General features: G+C 72.1%; 10 protein-coding genes. All 10 read right to left on the bottom strand.

What is annotated here, in order from left to right; all coding sequences use genetic code 11:
• Window positions 1–7: 7 nt before the first annotated feature.
• On the bottom strand, window positions 8–1369 hold the full coding sequence (locus ACH4S9_RS22205; protein WP_385346002.1) for an MFS transporter: 1362 nt from the start codon (window positions 1367–1369) through the stop codon (window positions 8–10).
• A 40-nt stretch (window positions 1370–1409) separates the two neighbouring features.
• Window positions 1410–2384 carry an amidohydrolase family protein gene (locus tag ACH4S9_RS22210; RefSeq protein ID WP_385346004.1) on the bottom strand — a complete coding sequence of 325 codons (975 nt, stop codon included), beginning with the start codon at window positions 2382–2384 and terminating at the stop codon, window positions 1410–1412.
• A complete protein-coding gene (locus ACH4S9_RS22215; RefSeq protein ID WP_398373639.1) occupies window positions 2381–2851 on the bottom strand; it encodes a hypothetical protein in 471 nt (156 codons plus the stop codon). The genes ACH4S9_RS22210 and ACH4S9_RS22215 overlap by 4 nt, the downstream gene beginning before the upstream one ends.
• A gap of 47 nt (window positions 2852–2898) precedes the next feature.
• Window positions 2899–4089, bottom strand: coding sequence for an FAD-dependent monooxygenase (locus ACH4S9_RS22220; protein ID WP_385346008.1), 1191 nt, complete (start codon window positions 4087–4089; stop codon window positions 2899–2901).
• Window positions 4086–5489: an MFS transporter gene (locus tag ACH4S9_RS22225; RefSeq protein WP_398373640.1), complete on the bottom strand. Its 1404-nt coding sequence runs from the start codon at window positions 5487–5489 to the stop codon at window positions 4086–4088. Before ACH4S9_RS22225 ends, ACH4S9_RS22220 begins: the two co-directional genes overlap by 4 nt.
• A gap of 77 nt (window positions 5490–5566) precedes the next feature.
• Entirely contained in the window at window positions 5567–7054 is a 1488-nt protein-coding gene (locus ACH4S9_RS22230) for an aldehyde dehydrogenase (RefSeq protein ID WP_361185639.1), read from the bottom strand.
• Between the two features lie 264 nt (window positions 7055–7318).
• Complete coding sequence (locus tag ACH4S9_RS22235; RefSeq protein WP_398373641.1) at window positions 7319–9808, bottom strand: SpoIIE family protein phosphatase; 2490 nt, start codon at window positions 9806–9808, stop codon at window positions 7319–7321.
• A gap of 101 nt (window positions 9809–9909) precedes the next feature.
• Entirely contained in the window at window positions 9910–11280 is a 1371-nt protein-coding gene (locus tag ACH4S9_RS22240; protein ID WP_398373642.1) for a cytochrome P450, read from the bottom strand.
• A gap of 4 nt (window positions 11281–11284) precedes the next feature.
• Window positions 11285–12622: a cytochrome P450 gene (locus ACH4S9_RS22245; RefSeq protein ID WP_398373643.1), complete on the bottom strand. Its 1338-nt coding sequence runs from the start codon at window positions 12620–12622 to the stop codon at window positions 11285–11287.
• Between the two features lie 68 nt (window positions 12623–12690).
• Window positions 12691–22878, bottom strand: a complete 10188-nt coding sequence (locus ACH4S9_RS22250) for an SDR family NAD(P)-dependent oxidoreductase (RefSeq protein ID WP_398373644.1) — start codon at window positions 22876–22878, stop codon at window positions 12691–12693.
• Window positions 22879–22989: the final 111 nt, after the last annotated feature.

Here is a 22989-nt window from a genome sequence, read left to right on the forward strand (position 1 = left end):
TGGGTGATCAGTGAGCGGCGATCTCTTCGGCGCCGTCGTGGTGGGTGGCGGTGGACCGGCCGTGGTCCGAGGGCCTCGGCCGGATGCGGTTGCCGGCCACGGTGACGACCGCGCAGGCGATGAGCGACACCGCGATGAAGTACAGGCCAGTGTCGAAGTTTCCGGTCGCGTCGCGCAGCCAGCCCACGATGTACGGCGCCATGAAGCTGCCGACGTTGCCGAGCATCGTGGTCAGGGCGATGCCGACCGACATGGCGACCGGGCCCGACAGGTGCGCGACCGGAATCTGCCAGATCAGGAAGAGGGCGGCGTAGATGCCGGAGGTGAGCAGGATCGTGCCGAGCAGGGTCGGCCACAGACCGGAGGTGGTGACGGCCACCACGGTGCCGACCGCCGCCAGCAGCGCCCCCGAGGCCACGTGCCACACCCGCTCGTTGCGCCGGTCCGAGCTGGAGACCCACACCAGGGCGACGAGTGTCGCCGGGACGTAGACGAAGCCCGACAGCAGCCCCGTCTGGATCAGGCTCAGCTTCGAGCCGGCGTGCTCGGCGAAGCCCGCGACGATCAGCGGCAGGAACGAGGTGATGGCGACGAAGCCGACCCACAGGAGGCTGACGCCCAGGGCGAGGGTGACCAGGCGCGCGTCGCGGACATGGTGGAGGATGTCACGCGCGCGGATCTTCGGCTTCTCCGTGGACTTCTCCGCCGAGGTGACCCGGAGCAGGGCTGCCCGCTCCTCCTCCGACAGCCAGGTCGCGGTCGCGGGGGAGTCGGTGAGGAACTTCAGCAGCACCAGGCCGATGACGACCGTGGGGGCTCCCTCCAGAAGGAACATCCACCGCCATCCGGCCAGGTCGGCCAGGCCGTCGGCGTACTGCATGATGAACGCGGACAGCGGGGTGCCGAGAATCGCGTAGAACGGCAGACACACCAGCGCGGTGATCCGTCCGCGCATCCGCGGCGGAAACCAGATCGTCAGGTACATGAACATTCCGGGGAGCATCCCCGCCTCGACGGCGCCCAGGACGATCCGGACGACGATCAGGCCCGTCTCGCCCTGGACCAGGCTCGTCAGCATGGCGACGATCCCCCAGGACATCGTGAGGAGACCGAGCCAGCGCCGCGGGCCCAGCCTGTTGAGCGCCAGATTGCTGGGGATCTGGAGGGCGATGTAGCCCGCGGAGAAGATCCCGGTGGCGAAGCCGAAGGAGGCGGAGCTGATGCCGAGGTCCGAGTTCATCGTGAGCGCGGCGGTTCCGAGGTTGACCCGGTCCAGATAGCCCGCTGTGTACAGGAGGAGGATCAGCGGGGCCAGCCGCTTGGCGGCCTTTCTGACGGCCTGGCGCTCGATCACGGAGGAGTCTTTCACTGTGGATCTCTTTCGGTTGCGCAGGTGTGTCGAGGCGCCGTCACAGTCCGAGGAACGCACGGGCGTTGGAGATGAGTGCTCCGGCGTCCGGTCCGTGGGTGGTGGCGAAGCGGACCGGGTCCCGCTGGGCCATGTCGAAGGGATAGTCGCTGCCGCAGACGACCCCGGCCTTGGAGGCGTGCGCGGTCAACAGCCGCAGGAGCTCGGGATCGTGGGTGACGGTGTCGAAGAAGAGCTCGCCGAACACCTCGTCCGGCGGCCGGGTCGAGTGGCGACGCACATCGGCCCGGGTGTGCCAGCCGTGCGTCCAGCGGCCGAGCAGCCCCGGCGCGCATCCCCCGCCGTGGACGAAGCAGATCCTCAGCCGTGGCAGCCGCTCCTTGACGCCCCCCAGGATCAGTGAGGCGACAGCGGTGGCGCTCTCGACCGGGTTGCCGATGAGGTTGGACAGGTAGTGGTCCGTCCACTCGGGCCGTGGCAGCTGCATCGGGTGGACGAGCACGGCGAGGCCGAGGTCCTCGGCGTCGGTCAGGATGCGGCGCAGCGGGTCCTGGTCCAGGGACCGGCCGCCGAGCAGGGGCGGTATCGCGACTCCGGCCATGCCGTCGGTCCGCGCCAGCCGCTCGAGCTGGGCGCGGGCCCGCTCGGGGTCGTCGAGGCTGACCAGCCCGAGCCCCACCAGCCTGCCGCCGGCCTCGGAGACCACGGCGGAGAGGGCGTCGTTGAACGCCGCCACATATGAGGCCGCCCCGGCCGTGCCCTGGACCGGGAAGGCGAACGGCGGCGCGGACAGGACCCGCACGCCCACGCCCGCGGCGCGCATGTCCGCGAGGATCGCGGGTATGTCGCTCATCGCCCGCGTCGGGATGGACAGCGGGATGTCCCCGAGACAGAGCTCGCCGTCGCGGTCCCGCATCGGCCCGTACGGGGCGCCCGGGGGAAGGTCGAACAGTTCGGCGGGCAGCCAGTGGGAGTGGACGTCGATCACTCCATCGGCGAGCGGAGCGCTGATCATGCCTGGCCCTCCTGCCGCCGGTCCGAGCCGTCGCCGTGGATGTCCAGGGGCGGGTTGGCGCTGTCGAGGTGTTCGACGGTGGTGAAAACCAGCTCGCCCTCGCCGATGTTCTCGATGTCGTGCAGCAGGTATTCGCCCGGGCCGAAGGTGAAGTGGCGGGTCTCCCCGGCGGAGTAGGAGACCTCACGGACGGTTCCGTCGTGGGTGTGCTGGCGGCTGCTTCCCGCGTTCACCGCGGTCCAGAAGTAGTCGAGGACATGCCGGTGGGCGTGCCAGCGCTCGCCGGGGGCGAGCCGGATCTCCCACACGCGCACCCGTGCTGTCTCGCTCAGCAGCCGGGAGCCGACCCGGCCGTCGTGGGAGTGGGTCTCGAACTCGTCCCGCAGGGCCGGTGACCATCCGTCGAACCCGGTGGCGACGAGCTTGCCCGCCAGGGGCAGGTCGGTGAGAAAACGGTTGTCGGTCATCGTTCCTCCGTCTTTCATCAGGGGGTCTCGGTGTACGTCGGGTGGTGTCAGAGCCCGGGGCCGTAGAGGCCGAACCGCAGGCTGGGGTCGCCGGGTGTCCAGGTGTTGGCGAACTGGGACCGATTCCCCATGGCGACCACCCGGTCGAGCAGTCGGGCGCTGAGTTCCAGCTGGGCCGGCTCCCAGGCGCGCAGGGCGGCGCCGATGTCACCCGCCGCCTTTTCGAGCGCGGCGCTCAGCGCCCAGGCGTCGGCCGCCGCCTTCGCGGTGCCCGCCGCCGCGTGCGGTCGCGCGGCGCAGGCCGCGTCCCCGATCAGGGCCACCCGGCCCTCGGCCATCCGGGACGCGCGTACATCGGTGACGACCTGGACGTACGGAGTGGCCGTCGACGTCACCACCTCGGCCGCCGCGGGGGACAGCATCCGGCGCGCGGCCTGCCGCATCTCGTCGACGTAACGGTCCTGGACCTGGTCCGGATGCACCGACACCGTGCCGGGGATGCCCCGCTTGTCGATCCGCAGCTCGGACAGGTCCGGGCCCTCGGGCACATTTCTGTACCAGACGTAGTTCATGAGCCGGTCCTGCGGGCCGGTCCCGCCGTCGCCGGGGATCGGGTAGAGCGTGATGTGCGAGTGCGGCACCACGGTGTAGCTGATGGAGTTCCGCAGCAGCTCACGAGTGTCCTCGGACAGCTCCCGCTCCGGCACCGTGCCGCGCCATCCGATGTAGCCCGAGTACCGCAGAGCCGCGGCCGGATCGAGGCGCTCGCGGCCCACCGAGGTGATCCCGTCGGCGAAGACCACCAGGTCCGCGGACACCTCGCGGCCGCTCACAAAGCGGACGGTGACCCGGCGTTCGTCCTGGTCGAAGCCACAGGCGAACTCGCCCAGGTGGTAGTGGTCCGTCCCGAAGTCGCCGAGCAGGGCCCGGTAGAACGTGCCCCAGGACGTATAGCTCCACCGCGTCCGCTCGCGGTGGACGACCGAGTTGTCGGTGTCCAGGTACTGAACCCAGTCGGTGCTGGTGCTCAGGTCCTCGGGGTGCTGCTCGCTGCGCTCGGTGAACCAGCGCAGGGTGTCCGGCTGGAGCACGATGCCACTGCCGCGGCCGTCGAGGGCGTTGGGGGTCCGCTCGAAGACATCGACCGAGAAGCCGAGGTCGCGCAGCAGCAGCGCGGTGGTCAGCCCGCCGATCGACCCGCCGATGACCGCCGCGGTGGCGCCGTCGTAGGCGTTCATGAATGCATCTCCTTGACTGTGGCCGGTCCGGCAGGCGCCTGCGCCTGCTCCGGACCGGGGTGGACGGGGTCGCGTGGCAGGTCCGCCCCGCGGGTCTCGGGCGCGTAGACCAGCCCCACGGCCGATATCAGGCCGACCGCCGCGACACAGGTGGTGGCCAGCCCCAGATCCCCGCCGAACCAGGAGGTCGCGATGACCCCGGCCACGAGCGGGCCCGCCGCGGTGATCAGGCGGCCGACGCTGTTGCACAGCGCCATACCGGTTGCCCGCACACTGGGCGGGAAGAGCTCGGGGCCATAGACGAACGTCCCGGACAACGCCCCGAACAGGCCGAATCCGACGACGGGAAGGGCGGCCAGGAACTCGCCGTAGCCGTGCTGGAAGGGGAAGAGGTAGGCGACGCCCAGGGTGGACACCGCGAAGCTGACGGCGAACGCCTTGCGCCGTCCGACCGCGTCGGCGAGGAACCCCCATGAGGCGTAGCCGACGACGCCGCCCGCGTTGAACAGCATCGACGCGACCGCGACATGGCTGTTGGCGGTCCCCGGGGACAGTTCGTCGGCGACGGCGATTTGACGGATGATCTGGGGGTACCAGGTCGACACGCTCCAGAAGGAAACCAGCGAGCCGGTGGCCAGCGCCGTGCCGACGAGTGTCCGGCTCAGGAAGGGCGGGGCGAGCAGCCGGCGCAGCACGAACCGGTCCTCCGGGGCGGTGTGGCCCTGAGCCTTCCGTGTCCTGCGGGCCGCGATGACATCCTTGATCTCCGGGGGGTCGGGGACGTACCGGCGGATGAACCAGACCAGGAGGGCGGGGACCACGGCGATGCCCAGCATGGGACGCCAGCCGTGGTCGCCGAGCAGCTCGTACGCGAGCGCGGCGATGAAGAACCCGGCGGCGTAGCCGGACATCATCACACCGCAGGCGCGCGCCCGGTAGCGGTTGTTCCACACCTCGGCCACCAGCGCGGCCCCCACGGGCGCCTCGACACCCGAGCCGAGCCCGGCGATGAACCGCAGCACGCCGAGCTGCCACCAGGTGTCGGTCAACGCCGCCAGCGCGGTGAACACCGCGTAGGTGACCACGCCGACGGACAGCACCCGGACCCGTCCGAAGTAGTCGGCCAGAACGCCGAACAGGATCCCGCCGACCGCCCAGCCGGTGAGGAACAGGGCCACCGTCAGTCCGCCGTACAGCCCGATCCCGCTCGCGTCGGCCTGGATGCCGCTGTTCGGGAGCAACTCGGTCATGGCCGGGCCGAGGACCAGGGCGTAGAGGCTTCCGGAGAAGCCGTCCAGGGCCCAGCCCAGCGTCGTCCCCAGCAGGACGAGCCATTGCATCCGGGTGATCTCCGTACGCCGGCCCTGGTCGGGGCTGCCGTCGGTCACTGATTTCGACATGTGCGGGTCCTTCGCTGTACGTGGCGGAAGAGGTGGTGTGTCAGAACCAGTGGGGGGTGAGGCCATGTGCGCGGTGGTCAGTTGAGGCGGCCGGGCTCGGCGCTCCCGTACCAGTCGACGTCGTCGGCGGCGGTGCGCACCACAACGGTCTTGACCCAGGTGAAGTCGTCGAAGGACTCCTGGCCGGCGTCCCGGCCGGTGCCGGACTCCTTGACCCCACCCCACGGAAGGGACGGCTCCAGCCGGTGGTGGTCGTTCACCCACACCATTCCGGCGACGACCCGGTCCGCGACCCGGTGGCCGCGCGCGATGTCCCGGGTCCAGACGCCGGCGCCGAGACCGAACCGGTTGTCGTTGGCCATCGCGACCGCCTCGTCCTCGTCGTCGAAGGGCACGACGACCGCGACGGGGCCGAAGATCTCCTCCTTCGCGACGGTCATCGACATGGTGGCGTCAGCCAGGACGGTGGGCCGCAGGTAGTAGCCGCCGGCGAGCTCGGCGGGCAGCTCGGGAACACCCCCGCCGGCGGTGACGCGGACGCCTTCCTCGACACCGGTGGCGATCAGCCGCAGCACCTTCTCGCGCTGGACCTCGCTGATCAGCGGGCCGAGCTGGGTACCCGGCTGCGCGGGATCCCCGATCCGGATCGCGGCGGCCCGGGCGCTGAGCGCCTCGACGAACGCGTCGTAGATGCCCCGCTGGACCAGGAAACGCGAGCCGGCGACACAGGACTGCCCGGCCGCCACAAAGGCCGCGAACGCCGCTCCCTCGGCGGCCACCCGCGGATCGATGTCGTCGAAGACGACGATCGGGGTCTTGCCGCCGAGCTCGGCCGTGACGCGGGCGAACCGGGCCGCGGTGGCCACCGCGGCCGCTCGTCCCGCCTCGGTCCCCCCGGTCAGGGTGATCTTGGCGATGTCCGGATGCCCGGTCAGCCGCTCACCCACCTCCCGCCCGCCGGTCACCACGGTGACGACCCCCTCCGGCAGCCCGGCGTCCCGCAGGATGTCGACCAGCGCGAGCGTGGTCAGCGGAGTCAGCTCGGAGGGCTTGACCACCACCGTGTTCCCGGTGGCCAGCGCAGCGGACAGACTGCGGGCCAGAATCAGGAGCGGGTGGTTGAACGGGGTGATGATGCCGCACACGCCGAGCGGTGAACGACGCTGGTAGGTGAGGTACGGGCCGTCTCCCGGCAGCACCGCGTCCCGCTGGGCGGCCAGCAGCCCCGCGTTGTAGCGGAACCACTCCGGAACACGCGAGAGCTGGGCCCTGGTCTCGCTGATGGGACGGCCGTTGTTCCGCGTCTCCGTCTGGAACAACACCTCGCTGTTCGCCTCGATCGCGTCGGCGCACCGCAGCAGGTGCCTGGCTCGTTCGCTGCGCGGCAGGCGTGGCCACGGGCCGGACTCGAAGGCGGCCTTGGCCGCCCTCACCGCCTCGTCCACCTCCGCCGCCGTGTTGTCCGCGACGGTGCGGATCACCTGGCCGGTGGCCGGGTTGACGATGGCTCGGTCGCGCCGGGGAGCGGCGGCGCTCGGCGTCGAGGCAGAGGTATGGGAGAGCAAGCTGCTCGTCTCCTTCGAGGTGCGGGCTTCGAACGAAGCGGGACTGCTGGTTCGTCCGGTGCGGCGGGCATGGCAGGGCAGCCGCGCGACGCGCGGAGTAGGGGTGCGTAACCGGGGCCGGTGCTGCTGTTCACCGAACTGCGATCGAGTATTGGCCGAGGCAAAACGCATTTCTATGTTCGGTCGGACATAGTCAGCGCATTTCTATGTCGGCTGAAACATTCCCCCGCCATGCGGCCCCCGGAGCCCCGGTGAACCCCGCGATCAGGGCATCTGCTGCTCGGTCCAGATGCATTTCCCGGCGGAGGTGTAGCGGGTGCCCCAGCGCTGGGAGAGGGCGGCCACCAGCTGGAGTCCGCGCCCGCCCTCGTCGGTGTCCGAGGCGTGGCGGATCCGGGGGGTGGTCAGACTGGCGTCGGAGACCTCGCAGATCAGCTTCTCGCTCCGCAGCAGACGCAGCCCGATGGGCCCCTTCGCATGCCGGATGGCGTTTCCGACCAGCTCACTGACCAGCAGCTCGGCGATTGTGGTGAGCGCGTCGAGATCCCAGCGGGCCAGCTGGTCCCGGACGTGGTCGCGGGCCTCGCGCGCGGCGATCGGCCCCTCGGGCAGCAGCCAGGTCGTGATGTCCTCGGAGGTGATCGCATGGGTGCGGGCGATCAGCAGCGCGGCGTCGTCGTCCGTGAGCTGTTTGTCCGGCAGCAGCTCGGCGAGCACGTCGTCGCACAGATGCTCCAGCGATTCGTTCTGTCCGCCCGGCCCGAGGCCGGACCTGGACACCGCTCCGGACAGCGCCCTCGCCAGATGGCTCATCCCGTGGTCGATATCGCGGGTGCCGGCCTCCACCAGACCGTCGGTGTACAGCACCAGCAGGCTCCCCTCCGGGAGGCTGATCTCGCTGGTCTCGAACGGTGGCCGGGCGGCGCCCAGCGGTGGGTCGGGGGAGTAGTCCGGAAACCGCACGGGCTGTCCCGGGGGCACGACGGCCGGTGGCGGATGTCCGGCGCAGGCGAAGGTGCAGGTGGCGGGCGCGGGGTCGTACACGGCATACAGGCAGGTGGCGTAGAAGCTCTCCCCGAGGTCGCTGACGAGGTCGTTGAGGCGGGTGAGCAGTTCGGCGGGCGGGAACTCCAGATCGGCCAGCGTGTGCACGGCGGTGCGCAGCCGCCCCATGGTGGCCGCCTCCGGCAGGCCGTGCCCCATCACATCCCCGATGACCAGCGCCACCCGGGCCCCGGACAGGGGGATCACGTCGTACCAGTCGCCGCCGACGTCGATGCCCTCACTGGCGGGCAGATAGCGCGCGGCGGTCTCCACGGAGCGCAGTGAGGGGAGCGCCCGCGGCAGCAGTCCCCGCTGGAGCTCCTTGGCGCGGTTGTGCTCGGTGTCGTACAGCCGGGCGCGCTCGATGGCCTGTCCCAGCAGCCCGCTGAGCGTGGTGAGCAGACCCCGTTCCTCTCCGTTGAGGTGGCGCCGCTCGGCGAAGGAGATGACGCAGCAGCCGATGCAGCGGCCGGAGACGATCAGTGGCAGAAAGGCCCAGGAGGCCTTGCCGGCCGCGGCGGGGAGCCGGGACATCAGGGGATAGCGGGCGATGTACTCCTCGACCGAGCCGATGAACGCGGGTTTCCCGCTGTGGTACACCTCCGCGACCGGGGAAATGGCGGCGACGGGGGATCCGTCGAGCCGGTCGAGAAACGCCTGGGGGTATCCGACGGCCCCGGCGATGCGTATCGCCTGGCCCTCGATGAGCTGGATGACCAGACCCGAGGCGCCGAACGGCGGCAGCAGCCGCTCCGCGATGGCCGCCACCACATCGCGCATGGTCAGGGCCTGTGCGAGGGCGGTGGTCAGCTCGGTGATCCGGGCGGTGCGCGCGGCCGCGGACCGTTCGGCCGCGGCGCGTTCCGCCTCCCGGACCTGGCTTTCGGTGACGTCGGCGGCGTAGACCGTCAGCCCGTCCGGCACCGGGACCAGCCGCATCTGGTACCAGCGCTGGTTGGTGGGCCAGCGCATCTTGAAGTTGGCCGGGACGCCGCTGTCGACGGCCTGTCGGCAGCGGGTCTGGAGGCCCGGCTCGGCGAGATCGACGCGCAGATCCGCGAAGGCGTCCCACAGGGTGCGGCCGAGCAGCGAGCGCGAGGCGCCCAGCAGCCGCTCCGCCTCCGCGTTGACGAACGTGATGCGCCACGCCCTGTCCAACGCGAAAAACGCGTCGCCCATGTGCCACAGCGCCCGGCTCACCGAGTCCGGCGCGGCGGGGGTCAGTCCGCCGCCACGCGGCGCGAGCCACGCGGCGAGCGCTTCGACGGCCGCGCGCTGCCGCGGCGTGAGCCCCTCGGCGGTGGCCGTCAGCACGGACAGTGCGCCCGCCGTCCCCTCGGGAGCGATCAGGGGAACGGCCAGCAGCCCACCGCCACCGGGCAGCGCCACACCGGTGCGTTCCTCGACGGCGCGGGAGGGCTCCCAGACCGGCACCCCGCGGGCCACGGCGCGGGCCGGGGCGGTGGGGCCCGTCTCGTCGATCTCCCTCCACTGCCGGGCGGCCGTGCGGAGCAGCCCGTGCACTGCCGCCAGCAGCAGCCCACGGCCGCCGGGGTCGCGTAGATGGACCATGCCGCCAAGGCCACCGGACTCGGTCACCGCGTGGTCGAGGGTGAAGCCCAGCAGGTCGGTGCCGGTCAGATGGTCGCCCGCTGTGGTGATCACGCGCAGTCTGGCAGCGGCCGCGTCCACGCGGGCCCGCTTGGACATTCGCTCACCTCCGCCGGGAGCGAGGGAGGTAGTTGTTCTCGATAGTTCTTATTTTTGCAATATATGGCGGCAAGGGGGCGTGCCGCGGGCACGGACCGGCGTCATCCGCGGGCGACCAGGCGCATGGCCGGGGGTGGTGCCGATCTCCTGGACGGTGAGATGGAGCGGGCCCGGCCGGGTCGGGCCGGCTCCAGACGCCAGCGTGCCGCGATGGTGGAGAGGGCGAGAACGCCCTCGATCGTGCCGAACTTGTCGCCGATGCATTTGCGTGCCCCGCCACCGAAGGAGAGGAACGCGCCCCGGGGAGGCTTCCGGCCAGTGTCCAGCCATCGGTCGGGGAGGAAGAGATCCGGCTGCGGATAGACGTCGGGGCGTCGGTGGACGACCTGACCCGAGTAGGCGACGACGCTCCCGGCGGCCAGACGGAGCCCGGCGACTTCGGTGTCCTCCGTGGCCACCCGGGTGACGAGCCAATCCGACGGGAAGTGGCGCATCGCCTCCGTGAAGATCCTCCCGGTCAGGGGCAGGGCAGGCAGATCGTCCCAGGTGGCGCATCGGCCGCCGAGCACCTCGTCCACCTCGGAGTGGAGGCGTTTTTCGATGTCGGGGTGTTGCGCCAGGTTGTGGAATGCCCAGCTGAGGGTGTTGGGGACGGTACCGGTGCCGGCGAGAACCATCGTCACGACCTCGGCGAAGATCTCCGCGTCGGTGAGCCCGCTGCCGTCGTCGTCGCGTGCGGACAGCAGCATGGACATCAGATCGCCGTGGTCGGTGTCACTGGCACGGTATCGCCGGGCCATGGTGTACACGGCGGAACGGAGTTCTTCGGTGGTGCGGGCGAAGTGGCGCTTGCCGGGGGTCGGTACCCCCTTGAGCGCCGCGTCCCACAGGAGCCGCCAGCTCAGCTTGGAGGTGATCAGCTCGGCGTAGGGGATGAGCGCCGCGATCGCCGGGCCGCTGAAGTCCGCGGTGAAGATCGTCCTGCTCAGCACTCTGGTGGCGAGCCCCGTCAACTCGTTGCGCAGATCCAGGATCTGACCGTCGGCCCAGGACCGCGTCGTCTCCTCGATCTGCTGGGTCATCACCGTGGCGTACAGAGGGAGCCGGGTGTGATGGAACGCCGGCTGCACCAGCCTGCGCCGACGGCGGTGGATGGCGTACGGACACGAGGCGAGACCGTCGCCGATCAGGTCGCGCAGCCTGTCGTACAGAGGCCCGCCCTTGTCGAAGCATCGGTCGGAGGCCAGGAGGCGGTGGACGAGTTCGGGGTGGCAGACCACATGGACCGGCCACGGCCCCATCCTGATCTTCACCAGGTCCCCTTGGTCCGGAAGGGAAGCCAAGAAGTCCAGCGGCTTGAACAGCAGTTGCGCGGCATGTCCCAGCAGCGGAACCCCGCCCCGCGCGGACGCCACCGAGAAATCCACGACCGGCGGTTCCGAACTCGGCCGGTGTCGGCTGTTGTCGGTCATGACGTCACCGCCGCCGCTCGACCAGCCGTACCGGAAGGTAGCGCGGGGGCGGGGCGACCGCCCCCGCGTGGGGGCGGACGCGCGCGTCGGGGAGGCACTCCAGGCGCCACCGGCTCGCGATCGTGGCCACGACGAGCTTGAGCTGGGCCATGCCGAGGACGTCTCCGACGCACTTGCGCGCGCCACCGCCGAACGCCTTGAAGGCGCCGCGCTGGGCGGCCGAATCGCACTCCGGGCGCCAGCGGTCGGGATCGAAGGCCCTGGGGTGTTCGAAGAGGTCGTCGCGGCGGTGCGGGATGAGGGGGACGACGAGAACGGTGGCTCCGGCCGGCAGGTCCCGTCCGGCCAGCCGGACTTCCCTGGTGGTCTTGCGGAAGATAGTCCACGCGGGCGCGTACAGGCGCAGTGTCTCGGTGATCACTCGGCCGGTGAAGGCCAGGTCGGGAAGGTCCGTCCAGCGAGCCGGGCGCCCGCCCAGCACGGCGTCGACTTCGCGGTGGAGCCGGTGCTCGGCCGCCCGGTGCTCGGCCAGCAGATAGAAGACGGAGGTCAGCACGGTGGCCGGGCTGTGACTGCCGGCCGCCAGCATGATGATGGCCTGGTTGCGGACCTCGGTGTCGTCCAGCCGCTCACCGTCCTCGTCCCGGGCGGCGAGCAGCGCCGACAGCATGTCCTTCCCTGTTTCACCGGCCCGCCGATAGTCCGCGACGATTCGGTCCACGGTGCCGCGGAGCTGATGGGCGGCCCATCGCCGGCGTCCTTCAGCCGGGCCGGGCCGCCTGATCAGCCGTGCCACCCCATGGCGCGGTGCGACTCCGCCGGTCATCGCGAGGAACAGGCGGTGCACCTCGTCCTTCGTCGCTTCGTCCACCCGGTCGGAGAACAACATGCCGATCACGGATCGCAGGGTGAAGGTGTACAGCACGGGAAAGAGGTCGAAGGTCTGCCCCTCGCGCCATGAGTCCGGCAGTGCCGCGGCGTCGGCCTCCACCACCGGGGCGTACCCATCGAGCCGGTCGTGGTGGAACGCGGGCTGGATGAGGCGGCGTTGTCTGCGATGACCGTGGTGCGTGGCCGTGGCCACGCACTCTCCGAAGAGTTCGAAGAACTGATCCTGAAGCGCGCCGCCACGGTCGAAGGTGCGGTCGTCCGTCAGGACCTGTCGCACCAGCTCGGGGTGGCAGGGCACATAGACCCGCTCGCGGCCGAGTCTGATCTCGACCAGGTCGCCGATGCCCGGCAGCGACTCCAGGAAACGAAGGGGGCGCCGCCGCAGCTGTCGCGCGTGGCCCAGCAGAGGAAGCGCTCCGGGCGCGAGGCCGGAGGTGAAGGTCTTCGACATGGTCGTTCTCTGCTCTTTCTGTTCTCGGAGTCGGGCGCGGAGTGGTCATCCGGCCGGAAACCCGCGGCTCAGCCCCCGCCCACCGTCATGAGCCACGCATGGACGCACCGGGCCGTTGAACCGGCGTGGTCGGCCAGCATGTTGAGGTGATTGCCCGGCACATCGACGACGGTGTGCGGAAGTGTCCAGGAGGGGCGGACGTCGAAGCCCTCCAGCGGCTCTCCCGTCCTTCCGGGAAAGGGATCCCGCGCGCGCAGCAGGAGGGTCGGGGTGGCGATCTCGGCCGGTGTCCAGTCGGCGAAGACCCGAAGATATCCGCCCATCGCGCTGACCATCGCGTGGTCCACCCGGACCAGGGACCGCACCCGTTCCCACATACCGTTGTTCATCGCCGTCTCGAAGACCAGGGCCGAGTCGTCGGGCGGGTAGGTGTCCATGAGCACCACACCCGCCGGGGCCATCCCGAGGCTCTCCAGACGGTGGGCCACCTCATGCGCGAACCAGCCCCCCGCGCACTGTCCGACGAGCGCGAACGGAGCCCCGTCGGCGCATTTCCGCGCGGTGTCGGAAAGCAACTCGGCGACCGCGTCCACGGTCGCGGGAAGGCGCTCGCCCGCGGCGAAACCCGGCAGCGGCACATGCCATACGTCGTGGCTGTTCTCCAGAGCCGAGGCGAAGCCGGCGTAATGGCGGTGATCGGGCGGGCCCGCGATCGTGGGAAAGCACACCAGGAGAGGCTGTTTGTCACCCCGCGCGAGCCGAGTGGCCTCCGGCAGCAGGCATTCGCCACCGGGGCGGTCGAAGGTGGGACGGAGCCGGGAGGCGGCTTTGATCAGTTCGATGCCGGCGCCGGCCCGGCCGGACGTGCAGGAATCGAGGAACATCGAAGCGACGGTGTCGGGTGTGTCCTCAACAGATGCCGCCCCGCCCCCTCCGCTGTCCTTGGCGACACCGCTCGCGGCACCAGGCTTCCCCGCCGTCAGCCGCGTCAGCAGATCCTGTGCCAGGGCCATGGGCGTGGGGTGGTCGAAGACGACCGTGGCGGGCAGTCGGCAACCGGTCGCGTGTACCAGCCGGTTACGCAGCTCGATCACCGTCAGGGAGTCGAACCCCATGGCGCGGAATTCGCGCTTCGCCTCGATCGTGCCGGTCCCGGTGTGGCCGAGGACGGTGGCGGCGTGGGTTTGGACCAGTTCCAGAAGAGCCTGGTCCTGCCCCTCCGGAGGAAGCCGGAACAGACGGTCACGGGTCCCCGCCGGGGCATCCGCGTTCCGGCCGGCGCGGCCGTGTGCCGAGCCGTGCGACGGCCGTCGTGGCCCTGCCGCGGCCGGGGCGATGAGCGCCGGGGTGTTCAGCCGGGCGGCGATGAGGCAGGGGCGGTGCGAGGCCCGTCCGGTGTCGAACAGGGACAAGCCCTCCTGCACGGTCATGGGGGTCACGCCCTCGCGCGCCATGCGGGCTCGGTCGGTGTCGCTCATGCGACCGGTCATGCCGGTGCTCTGGGCCCACAGGCCCCAGGCCAGCGAGACGGCGGGGAGCCCCTGCCCGCGGCGGTGTTCGGCGAGGGCGTCGAGGAACGCGTTGGCTGCCGCGTAGTTGCTCTGGCCGGGATGGCCCAGTACGCCCGCGGTCGAGGAGAACAGGACGAAGGCCGCCAGATCGGCGTCCTGGGTGAGCGCGTGAAGGTTCAGTGCGGCATCCACCTTGGCTCGCAGAACGGCTTCGCACCGTTCGGGGGTGAGCGAGGTGAGCACGCCGTCGTCCAGGACACCGGCCGCGTGGATGACGGCCGTCAGCGGATGCCGGTCCGGGACGGTGGCGAGGAGGCGGTCGAGCGCGTCACGGTCGGCCGCGTCACATGCCACCACCGACACCTCGGCGCCCGACTCCTCCAGATCCGCGGCGAGTCGGGCCACGCCCTCGGCCCCGACGCCCCGCCGGCCGGCCAGGATCAGGCGCCGTACCGCGTGAGCCGCCACCAGGTGCCGGGCCACCAGCCCGCCCAGCACCCCTGTGCCGCCGGTGATGAGCACCGTCCCGTCGGGGTCGAGCGGGCGAGGCACGGTGAGCACATTCTTGCCCACGTGCCGGCCCCGGCCGAGGAACCGGAACGCTTCCGGGGCCTGCCGCACGTCCCAGGCGGTGACCGGCAGCGGACGGAGCACACCGCGCTCGAACAGGGCCAGCAGTTCGGTCAGCATCCGCTCGATCCGCTCGGGCGCGACCGTCAGCAGGTCGAAGGCCCGGTACGCGATGCCACGGTGGCCCGCCGCCACGTCACGGGGATCGCGGACGTCCGTCTTGCCCATCTCGAGGAAGTGGCCGCCGCGTGGCAGCAGGCGCAGCGACGCGTCCACGAACTCCCGCGTCAGGCAGTTCAGGACCACGTCCACGCCGCGCTCCTGCGTGGCGGCCATGATCCGCTGTTCGAAGTCCACGGTGCGGGAGGAGGCGATCCGGCCGTCGCCGATTCCCATGGACCGCAGGACGTCCCATTTGCCGGGCGCGGCGGTGGCGAACACCTCCGCGCCGAGGTGGCGGGCGAGTTGTACGGCGGCCATGCCCACCCCGCCGGCCGCGGCGTGCACCAGCAGGGATTCGCCCGGCCGCAGCTCCGCGAGGTCGACGAGCGCGTGGTAGGCGGTGAGGAACACGACCGGGACCGACGCGGCCCGGGCGAACGACCAGCCGGCCGGGATACGGGCGAGCAGCCGCCGATCGGCGATCGCCACCGGGCCGAAAGCCCTGGTGAAGACGCCCATGACCCGGTCGCCCACGGCAAGTCCGCGGACCCGCGGCCCCACCTCGGTGACGACCCCGGCACCTTCGAGGCCCAGGCCTTCCTGACCGGTCACCAGACCATGCGCGACGGCGACGTCGCGGAAGTTCAGGCCGGCGGCCCGTACGGCGATCCGCACCTGCCCCGGCTCCAGCGGGGCCACCGCCGTGGAGCACGGCCGCAGGGCCAGGCTCCCCACCGTGCCCGCGGGAGGCAGCTCCAGCCGCCAGGACCGTGCCCGGGCCGGAGACGGCAGGGCGTCGTCGCGGCCCGCGCGGGCCAGAGCCGGAAGGTGGACGGCGCCGGCCCGTACGGCGATCCGCGGCTCCCCGATGGTCAGTGCAGACGGGAGCGCAGCGAGCGAAGCGGCCTGCCCGTCGACATCGGCGAGCATGAACCGGCCGGGGTGTTCCGCCTGCGCCGAGCGAACCAACCCCCAGACCGGAGCGTGTGCCAGGTCCCGTACTCCCTCTCCGGGAGCCACCGCGACGGCGCCGCGCGTGAGCACCACCAGCCGGACGGCGGTGAACCGCTCCTCGGCAAGCCAGGACCGCAGCAGATCCAGGACCCGGTACACCGCGGTGTGCACCGCCCCGGCCGCACCGCGGTCCGTCCAGGTCCCCGGCCCGGGTGCGCCATCGGCGAGGAAGGCCTGCGCTCCGTCCGCCAGGACGGGGACGATCACCGTGTCCGGGAGCGGAGCGCCCGTGGCGACGGCCTCACCCAGCCGGGCCGGATCCGTGTACCCGTCCACCGGGCTACCGGCGTCGCCCAGAGCCTCGGCGACACCGAGCGGGTCCGGGCCCAGGACCGCCCAGCGGCCCCCGGCCGAGGCGGATGTCTCGGGGACCACGGCTGGGTTCCACTCCAGCTGAAAGATCCCGGCGGCCCGGCCGGTGCGGGCGGCCTGGAGCTGCTCGTCGGAGACCGGGCGCAGCACCAGCGACCGTACGGTGGCCACCGGCCGGCCGCGGTCGTCGGTCACGGCCATGGCGACCTCGTCCGGCCGCAGTGGCGACAGCCGCACACGCAGCGCCGAGGCACCGCGGGAGTGCAGGGTCAGCCCGCTCCAGACGAACGGCAGCCGGATCCGCCGCGTCTCCCGCCCCTCCGCCAGGCCGAGCGCGAGCGGGTGCAAGGCGGCGTCCCACAGGGCGGGATGCACCGCGAACCGGTCGGACTCGGCGGCCTGCGCGCCCGGAAGGCACACCTCGGCCACGATGTCCCCGCCGTGCCGCCAAGCCGCCCGCAGCCCTTGGAACTCGGGTCCGTACTGGTAGCCGAGAGCGGCCAGCCGTTCGTAGACGTCATCGAGGCCGATCGGGACCGCTCCGGTCGGCGGCCACATTCCGTCTGCGTCGCACACCGCCCGCACCGAGGCCGGGCCGGCCTCGGTGTCCGACTCGGCCAGCACACCGGTGGCGTGCGGGGTCCACTCTCCGCGCGCGGGTGCGGCGGCCGAGCCGTCGTCGATCCGGGCGTACACGGCCAGCGCCCGCCGCCCGGCCGCGTCGGGAGCCTTGACCTGGAGCCGCACCACCACCGAGCCACCTTCCGGGATGGCGACGGGGGTCTCCAGGGCCAGCTCCTCCACCCGGTCACAGCCGACCTGATCCCCGGCCCGGAGCGCCAGCTCGACAAGTGCCGTGCCCGGCAGCAGCACCACACCGGCCACCGCGTGGTCGGCCAGCCAGGGATGCGTCCGCAGTGAGATCCGGCTGGTGAACACCGTCTCGCGGCCGTCGGCCAGTTCGACGACGGCGCCCAGCAGAGGGTGATCGGCCGCGTCCACGCCCAAGGCCGCCGTGTCCCCGGGCGGGGCGGGCGGCTCCAGCCAGTAGCGCTCCCGCTGGAAGGCGTAAGTCGGCAGCTCCACCCTCCTGGGCGCCGGCCGGCCCGCCAGCGCCGTGGCGAAGACCTTCGGCCAGTCCACTCCGACACCGGCCGTGTGGACCTGCGCCAGCGACGTCAGGAAGCGCGGCATCCCGCCCTGGCCACGGCGCAGCGACCCCACCACGACAGCGTCGTCGACACCGCTGCGATCCAGGGTTTCCTGTAGTCCCGCCGCCAGCGCCGGGTGGGGGCTGACCTCGACGAACACCCGGTGACCCGCCGTCGCCAGGGCCTCGGCGGCCTGCTGGAAACGTACGGTGTGCCGCAGATTGCGGTACCAGTACTCCGCGGTGAGCTCGGCGGTGGCGATCGGGCCGGCCGCTACGGCGGAGTAGAAGGGAATCCGGGCGGGGCGCGGGGCGATGCCGCAGAGCGCGTCGACCAGACGGTGCTCGACGGCCTCGACCTGCGGGCAGTGCGAGGCGTAATCCACGGCGATCCGCCGGGCGTCCACCCCCTCGGCCTGGTACGCGGCCATCAGTTCCGCCACGGCCTCGGCGTCACCGGAGACCACGGTGGTACCGGGGCCGTTGACCGCCGCCACCGCCAACCGGTCCTTCAAGTCCTCCCACTGCGGGGACGCGGTGACCTCCTCGGCCGGCCGGGGCACCGACACCATGCCCCCACGACCGGCCAGGGCGCCGACCGCCCGGCTGCGCAGAGCCACCACCCGCGCCGCGTCCTCCAGGGACAGGGCACCCGCGACATGCGCCGCGGCGATCTCCCCCTGGGAGTGGCCGACGACCGCGTCCGGCTCTACGCCGCAGGACCGCCACAGCGCGGCAAGGGAGACATTGACCGAGAACAGCACGGGCTGGATCACATCGACGCGGTCCAGTGGTGGCGCGCCCGCCGCCCCGCGCAGCACCTCGGGCAGCGACCAGCCGACGTACGGGGCCAGGGCCTCGGCACACGCCGCCATCCGCTCGGCGAACACCGCCGACGAAGCCAGCAGTTCGGTGGCCATTCCCGCCCACTGCACACCCTGGCCGGGGAAGACGAAGACCACGGCGGGGGCGGCTACGGCAGGGGCCGGCCCCCGGCCTTCGACGACCTCCGGCGCCGGTTCCCCGTGCGCCAGCGCTTCCAGACCGCGCAGGAAACCGTCGTGGTCCGCGGCGAGAACCACCGCACGGTGCTCGAGCATCGATCGGGTGGTGGCCAGGGCATACCCGACGTCGAGTGGCCCGGCGCCCCGTTCGTCCGCCACAAAACTCCGCAGCCTGCGCGCCTGGTCCCGCAGCGCCCGAGTGCTTCTGGCCGACAACGCCCACGGCACGACGGGCAGCACCGTGGAGGGGTGCTCCGCGCCACTGTCCTCGGCGGCGGGATCTCGTTCCTGTTCGGGGGCTTCTTCCAGGATCAGATGGGCGTTGGTGCCGCTGATGCCGAACGAGGAGACCCCGGCCCGCCCCGGCCCTCCGCCGCGGGGCCAGGGCGTCGCCTCGGTCACCAGCCGGACGGCGCCGTCCGCCCAGTCCACATGCGGCGAGGGCTCCGTCGCGTGCAGCGTGGCCGGGAGCGTCCGGTGCCGCAGCGCCAGCACCGTCTTGATCACGCCGGCGACTCCGGCCGCGGCCTGGGTGTGCCCGATGTTGGACTTCAGCGACCCCAGCCACAGCGGCCGTTCCGCCGGGCGTCCCCGACCATAGGTGCCCAGCAGCGCATGCGCCTCGATCGGATCACCGAGCCCGGTGCCCGTGCCGTGCCCCTCGACGGCGTCGACGTCCGCGGCGCACAGACGGGCGTCCGCGAGGGCCGCGTGGATCACCTGCTCCTGGGCCAGCCCGTTCGGCGCCGTCAGCCCATTGCTCGCGCCGTCCTGGTTGATCGCACTGCCCCGGATCACCGCGAGCACCGGATGTCCGGCGCGCCGCGCGTCCGACAGCCGCTCGAGGAGCAGTACGCCCACCCCCTCGGCGATGCCGAAGCCGTCCCCGTCGGAGGAGTACGCCTTGCACCGCCCGTCCGCAGACAGGGCTTTCTGCCGGGAGAACTCCACGAGGAGCCCGGGATCCGCGACGACCGAGACCCCGCCGGCCAGCGCCAGTCCGCACTCGCCCGAGCGCAGCGCCCGGCCGGCCAGGTGCACGGCCACCAGCGACGACGAGCACGCCGTGTCCACGGTGACCGCCGGGCCCCGCAGACCGAAGGCGTACGCGATCCGTCCCGAGACGACACCGCCCATGCCACCGGTCAGCAGATACCCCTCAACCTCCTCCGGCGCCCGGTACGGTCTCGGCACATAGCCCTGGTCGTACGCTCCGGCGAACACGGCGGTCCGGCTGCCGCGCAGGGTGGCCGGGTCGATCCCGGCCCGTTCGAACACCTCCCAGGAGGCCTCCAGCATCAGCCGCTGATGCGGATCCATCGCCAGGGCCTCGCGCGGACTGATTCTGAAGAAGCCCGCGTCGAAGTCCGCGGCGTCGGCCAGGAACCTGCCACCGCGCGCGTATGTGGTGCCCGCCCGGTCCGGATCCGGGTCGTAGAGGGCGTCCAGATCCCATCCCCGGTCGTCGGGGAAGCCCGGCGTGATCTCGCTGCCGGAGGCGACCAGTTGCCAGAGGTCTTCGGGAGAGCGCACATCCCCCGCGAACCGGCAGGCCATCCCGACGATCGCGATCGGCTCACCGGCGGAATCGGCCTGGCCCCTCACCGGCGGCGGGCCGGCCGAGGGTTGCGTGTCGCCCAGCAGGGCGCCCAGATGGCCGGCCAGTGCCCCCGCGGTGGGGTGGTTGAAGGCCACGATGGCCGGCAGCCGCAATCCGGTGGCGGAACCGAGGCCGTCGCGCAGCTCGAGCGCGGCCGCGGAGTCGAGGCCGATCTCCTCGAAACTGCGCTCCGGATCCACCGCGCCGGCTCCGGGCAGCCGCAACACCTCGGCCACCTGGCTTCGTACGAGCGCCAGCAGGCGGCGGCGCCGCTCCGCTTCGGGCAGACCGGAGAACCGGCCCGCCGGGCGAGGTGAGCCGGTCGCGGCGGACACGTCGCCGGGGGTTCGCGGTCGGCAGGGCTGCCGCTGGAACGCGTACGTGGGCAGGTCCACCCGCCGGACGCCGGGCGCGGAGAACACCGGCGCCCAGTCCACCTGGACACCGTGGACGTGAGCGCGCGCCAGGGAGTGGAGAAACTGCTCCATGCCGCCCCGGCCGCGGCGCAGCGTGCCCACGACCACGGCCTCTGGAGCGGCATCCTCGAAGGTGTCCCGCAACCCCATGGCCAGCGCCGGATGCGGGCTCAGCTCGACGAACAGCCGGTGCCCGTGGCTGAGCGCCAGCCGGGCCGCCTGCTCGAAGCGGACGGTCCGGCGCAGATTCCGGCACCAGTAGTCGGCATCCAGCTCCTTGGTGTCCAATCGACTGCCGACGACCGTGGAATAGAAGGGGATGGGCGACGACCGGGGCCTGATGGGCGCCAACGCACTCCGGATCTCGTCCATCAGCTCGTCCGTCTGCGGGGAGTGCGTGGCGAGATCGATCGCGACCGGGCGGGCGCGAACCCCCAGGGCGGAGACCTCCGTCACGAACTGGCGGACGGCGTCGCCGTCACCGGAAACCACCGTGGAATTGGGCCCGTTGACCGCGGCGACGGCCAAGCGCTCCCCCCAGGATCGTAGCTGTGAGCGCACCTGTTCCTCGGGCAGCAGCACCGAGGCCATCGCCCCGCGCCCGGAGAGCCTCGCCTGGGCCCTGCTCCACAGCGCCACGACACGAGCCCCGTCCGCCGGCGACAGCCCGCCGGCGGCACAGGCGGCCACGACCTCGCCGACACAGTGCCCGACCACGGCGGCCGGTTCGACGCCGTGGGAACGCCAGAGGCCGACCAGCGACATCATCGTGGTGAACAGGGCGGGTTGCACCACGTCAGCCCGATTCCAGGCAGCCGCGTCGGGCTCCTCGCGGCTCAGCAAGCTGAGCAACGACCAGTCGAGGAACGGCTCGAACGCCGCGGCGCAGGCCTCCACGCCCTCCCGGAAAACCGCGGAAGTCCGCAGCAGCTCCCGCGCCATCCCCGGCCACTGCGGGCCCTGACCGGGGAAGACGAACACCGGCCCGGTGTCGGGGACCGTCCGGCCCATGACGAGGCGCGGGTCGTCCCGCCCCGCGGCCACCGCCTCCAGGCCGTCCATGAGGTCCTCAGCACCGGCGCCGAGGACCACCGCCCGGTGTTCGAAGGACGCCCGGGTAGTCGCCAGCGAGTACCCGACATCCTCCGGCGCCGGCTGTGGGCGCCCTGCCACATGGTCGAGCAGCCGCCGCGCCTGCGCCCGCAGCGCGGCGGGGGTCCGGCCGGACAGCACCCAGGGGACGAGCGTGGCCGGCCGAGCGCCGCCGCGCCCTGTCGCCCGCCGGGACCGGGCCGGGGCGGCGGGCGTGTCGGGGGTGGCCGGCGGGGCTTCGCCGAGTACGAGGTGGCAGTGCGTGCCATCCGCCCCGGACGCCAGCACACCGGCCAACAGCGGCACGCCCTCCGCCCCGGGCCACGGGCGCGGCATGCGGCGGATGTCACCGGGGTCAGGCGGCAGGCAACGGTGTTCGATCGACAGCACACTCTTGAGAAGTCCCGCCACCCCCGCGACGCTGCCCAGCCGACCGATGCCGGTATCGGCCGAATCCGTCGCCGCCCCGGAGCCGTGCGCCCTGCCGGATTGGAGCAGCGCCCGCGTGGCCGCCCCGATGCCGTCCTCGGCCGAGGCTCCGCCGCCGTCGACCGCGAGATAGGAGACGCGGCCGGGAGCGACACCGGCTCGCGCACACGCGTCCCGCAACACCTGGGCCTGTGTGACACCTTGCGGGATGGCCGGCTCCTCGCCGCGGCCGTTGTGGACCGCTCCGCCCAGGATCACGCACCGGACCCGGTCGCCGTCGGCGAGGGCAAGGGAGAGCCGTTTCAGGGCGAACAGGCAGCCACCCTCGCCAGGGACCGGAGCTTCCTCCGTCAGGTGGCCGGGCCGGTCTTCATCCCACCCGATGCGCAGCCGCACGCCACCGGCGAGGGCGAGCACGCACTCCCCCCGGCGCAGACTCTCCCCGGCCGCGTGGACGGCGGCGAGCGCGGACACCTGGGCGGCGTCGACCGCGAGGCTCGGGCCGGTGGTGCCGAGGAAGGCGGCGACCGTGTCGGCGATGGTGTCACGAACCGTCTCGGAAGGCGGTTCCACGCCCTGCGCGCGCAGTACGTCGGCGTAGTCCTCGCGCGCCGCGCCGAGGAACACTCCGGTCTCGCCGTTCTTGACGCGGTCGATCACCACCCCGGCGTCTTCCAGGGCCTCCCAGCCCAGCTCCAGCGCCAGGCGCCGCTGAGGATCCATGGCCGCGGCGTCCTGCGGGGCCATTCCGAAGAAGGATGAGTCGAAGTGGTCGATGCCGTGAAGGAAGGCACCCCGGCGGGGAGCCCTCGACTGCTGTTCTCCGGGTTCCGCGAAGAGGGTCCGACGATCGCACGGCAGCCATGTGACGGCGTCCTCGCCGTCGCGGAGCAGTCGCCAGAAGCTCTCGGGATCGGGCGACTTCGGCAGTCGGCACGCGTACCCCACGATCGCGATCGGCTCGCCTTCCTGGCTGCCGGGATGTCCGCCGGTCATAGAACTCCCTGGGAGGCGAGGACGAGGTGAGCGGGCACTGGGACCTTAAGGAGGCCCACGGCGCCGTAGAACCCCCTAACCGCCCCTGGCCGGGAAGGCCGGGCGCTGCCC

Source organism: Streptomyces sp. NPDC021225, assembly GCF_044332865.1.
Taxonomy (GTDB): domain Bacteria; phylum Actinomycetota; class Actinomycetes; order Streptomycetales; family Streptomycetaceae; genus Streptomyces.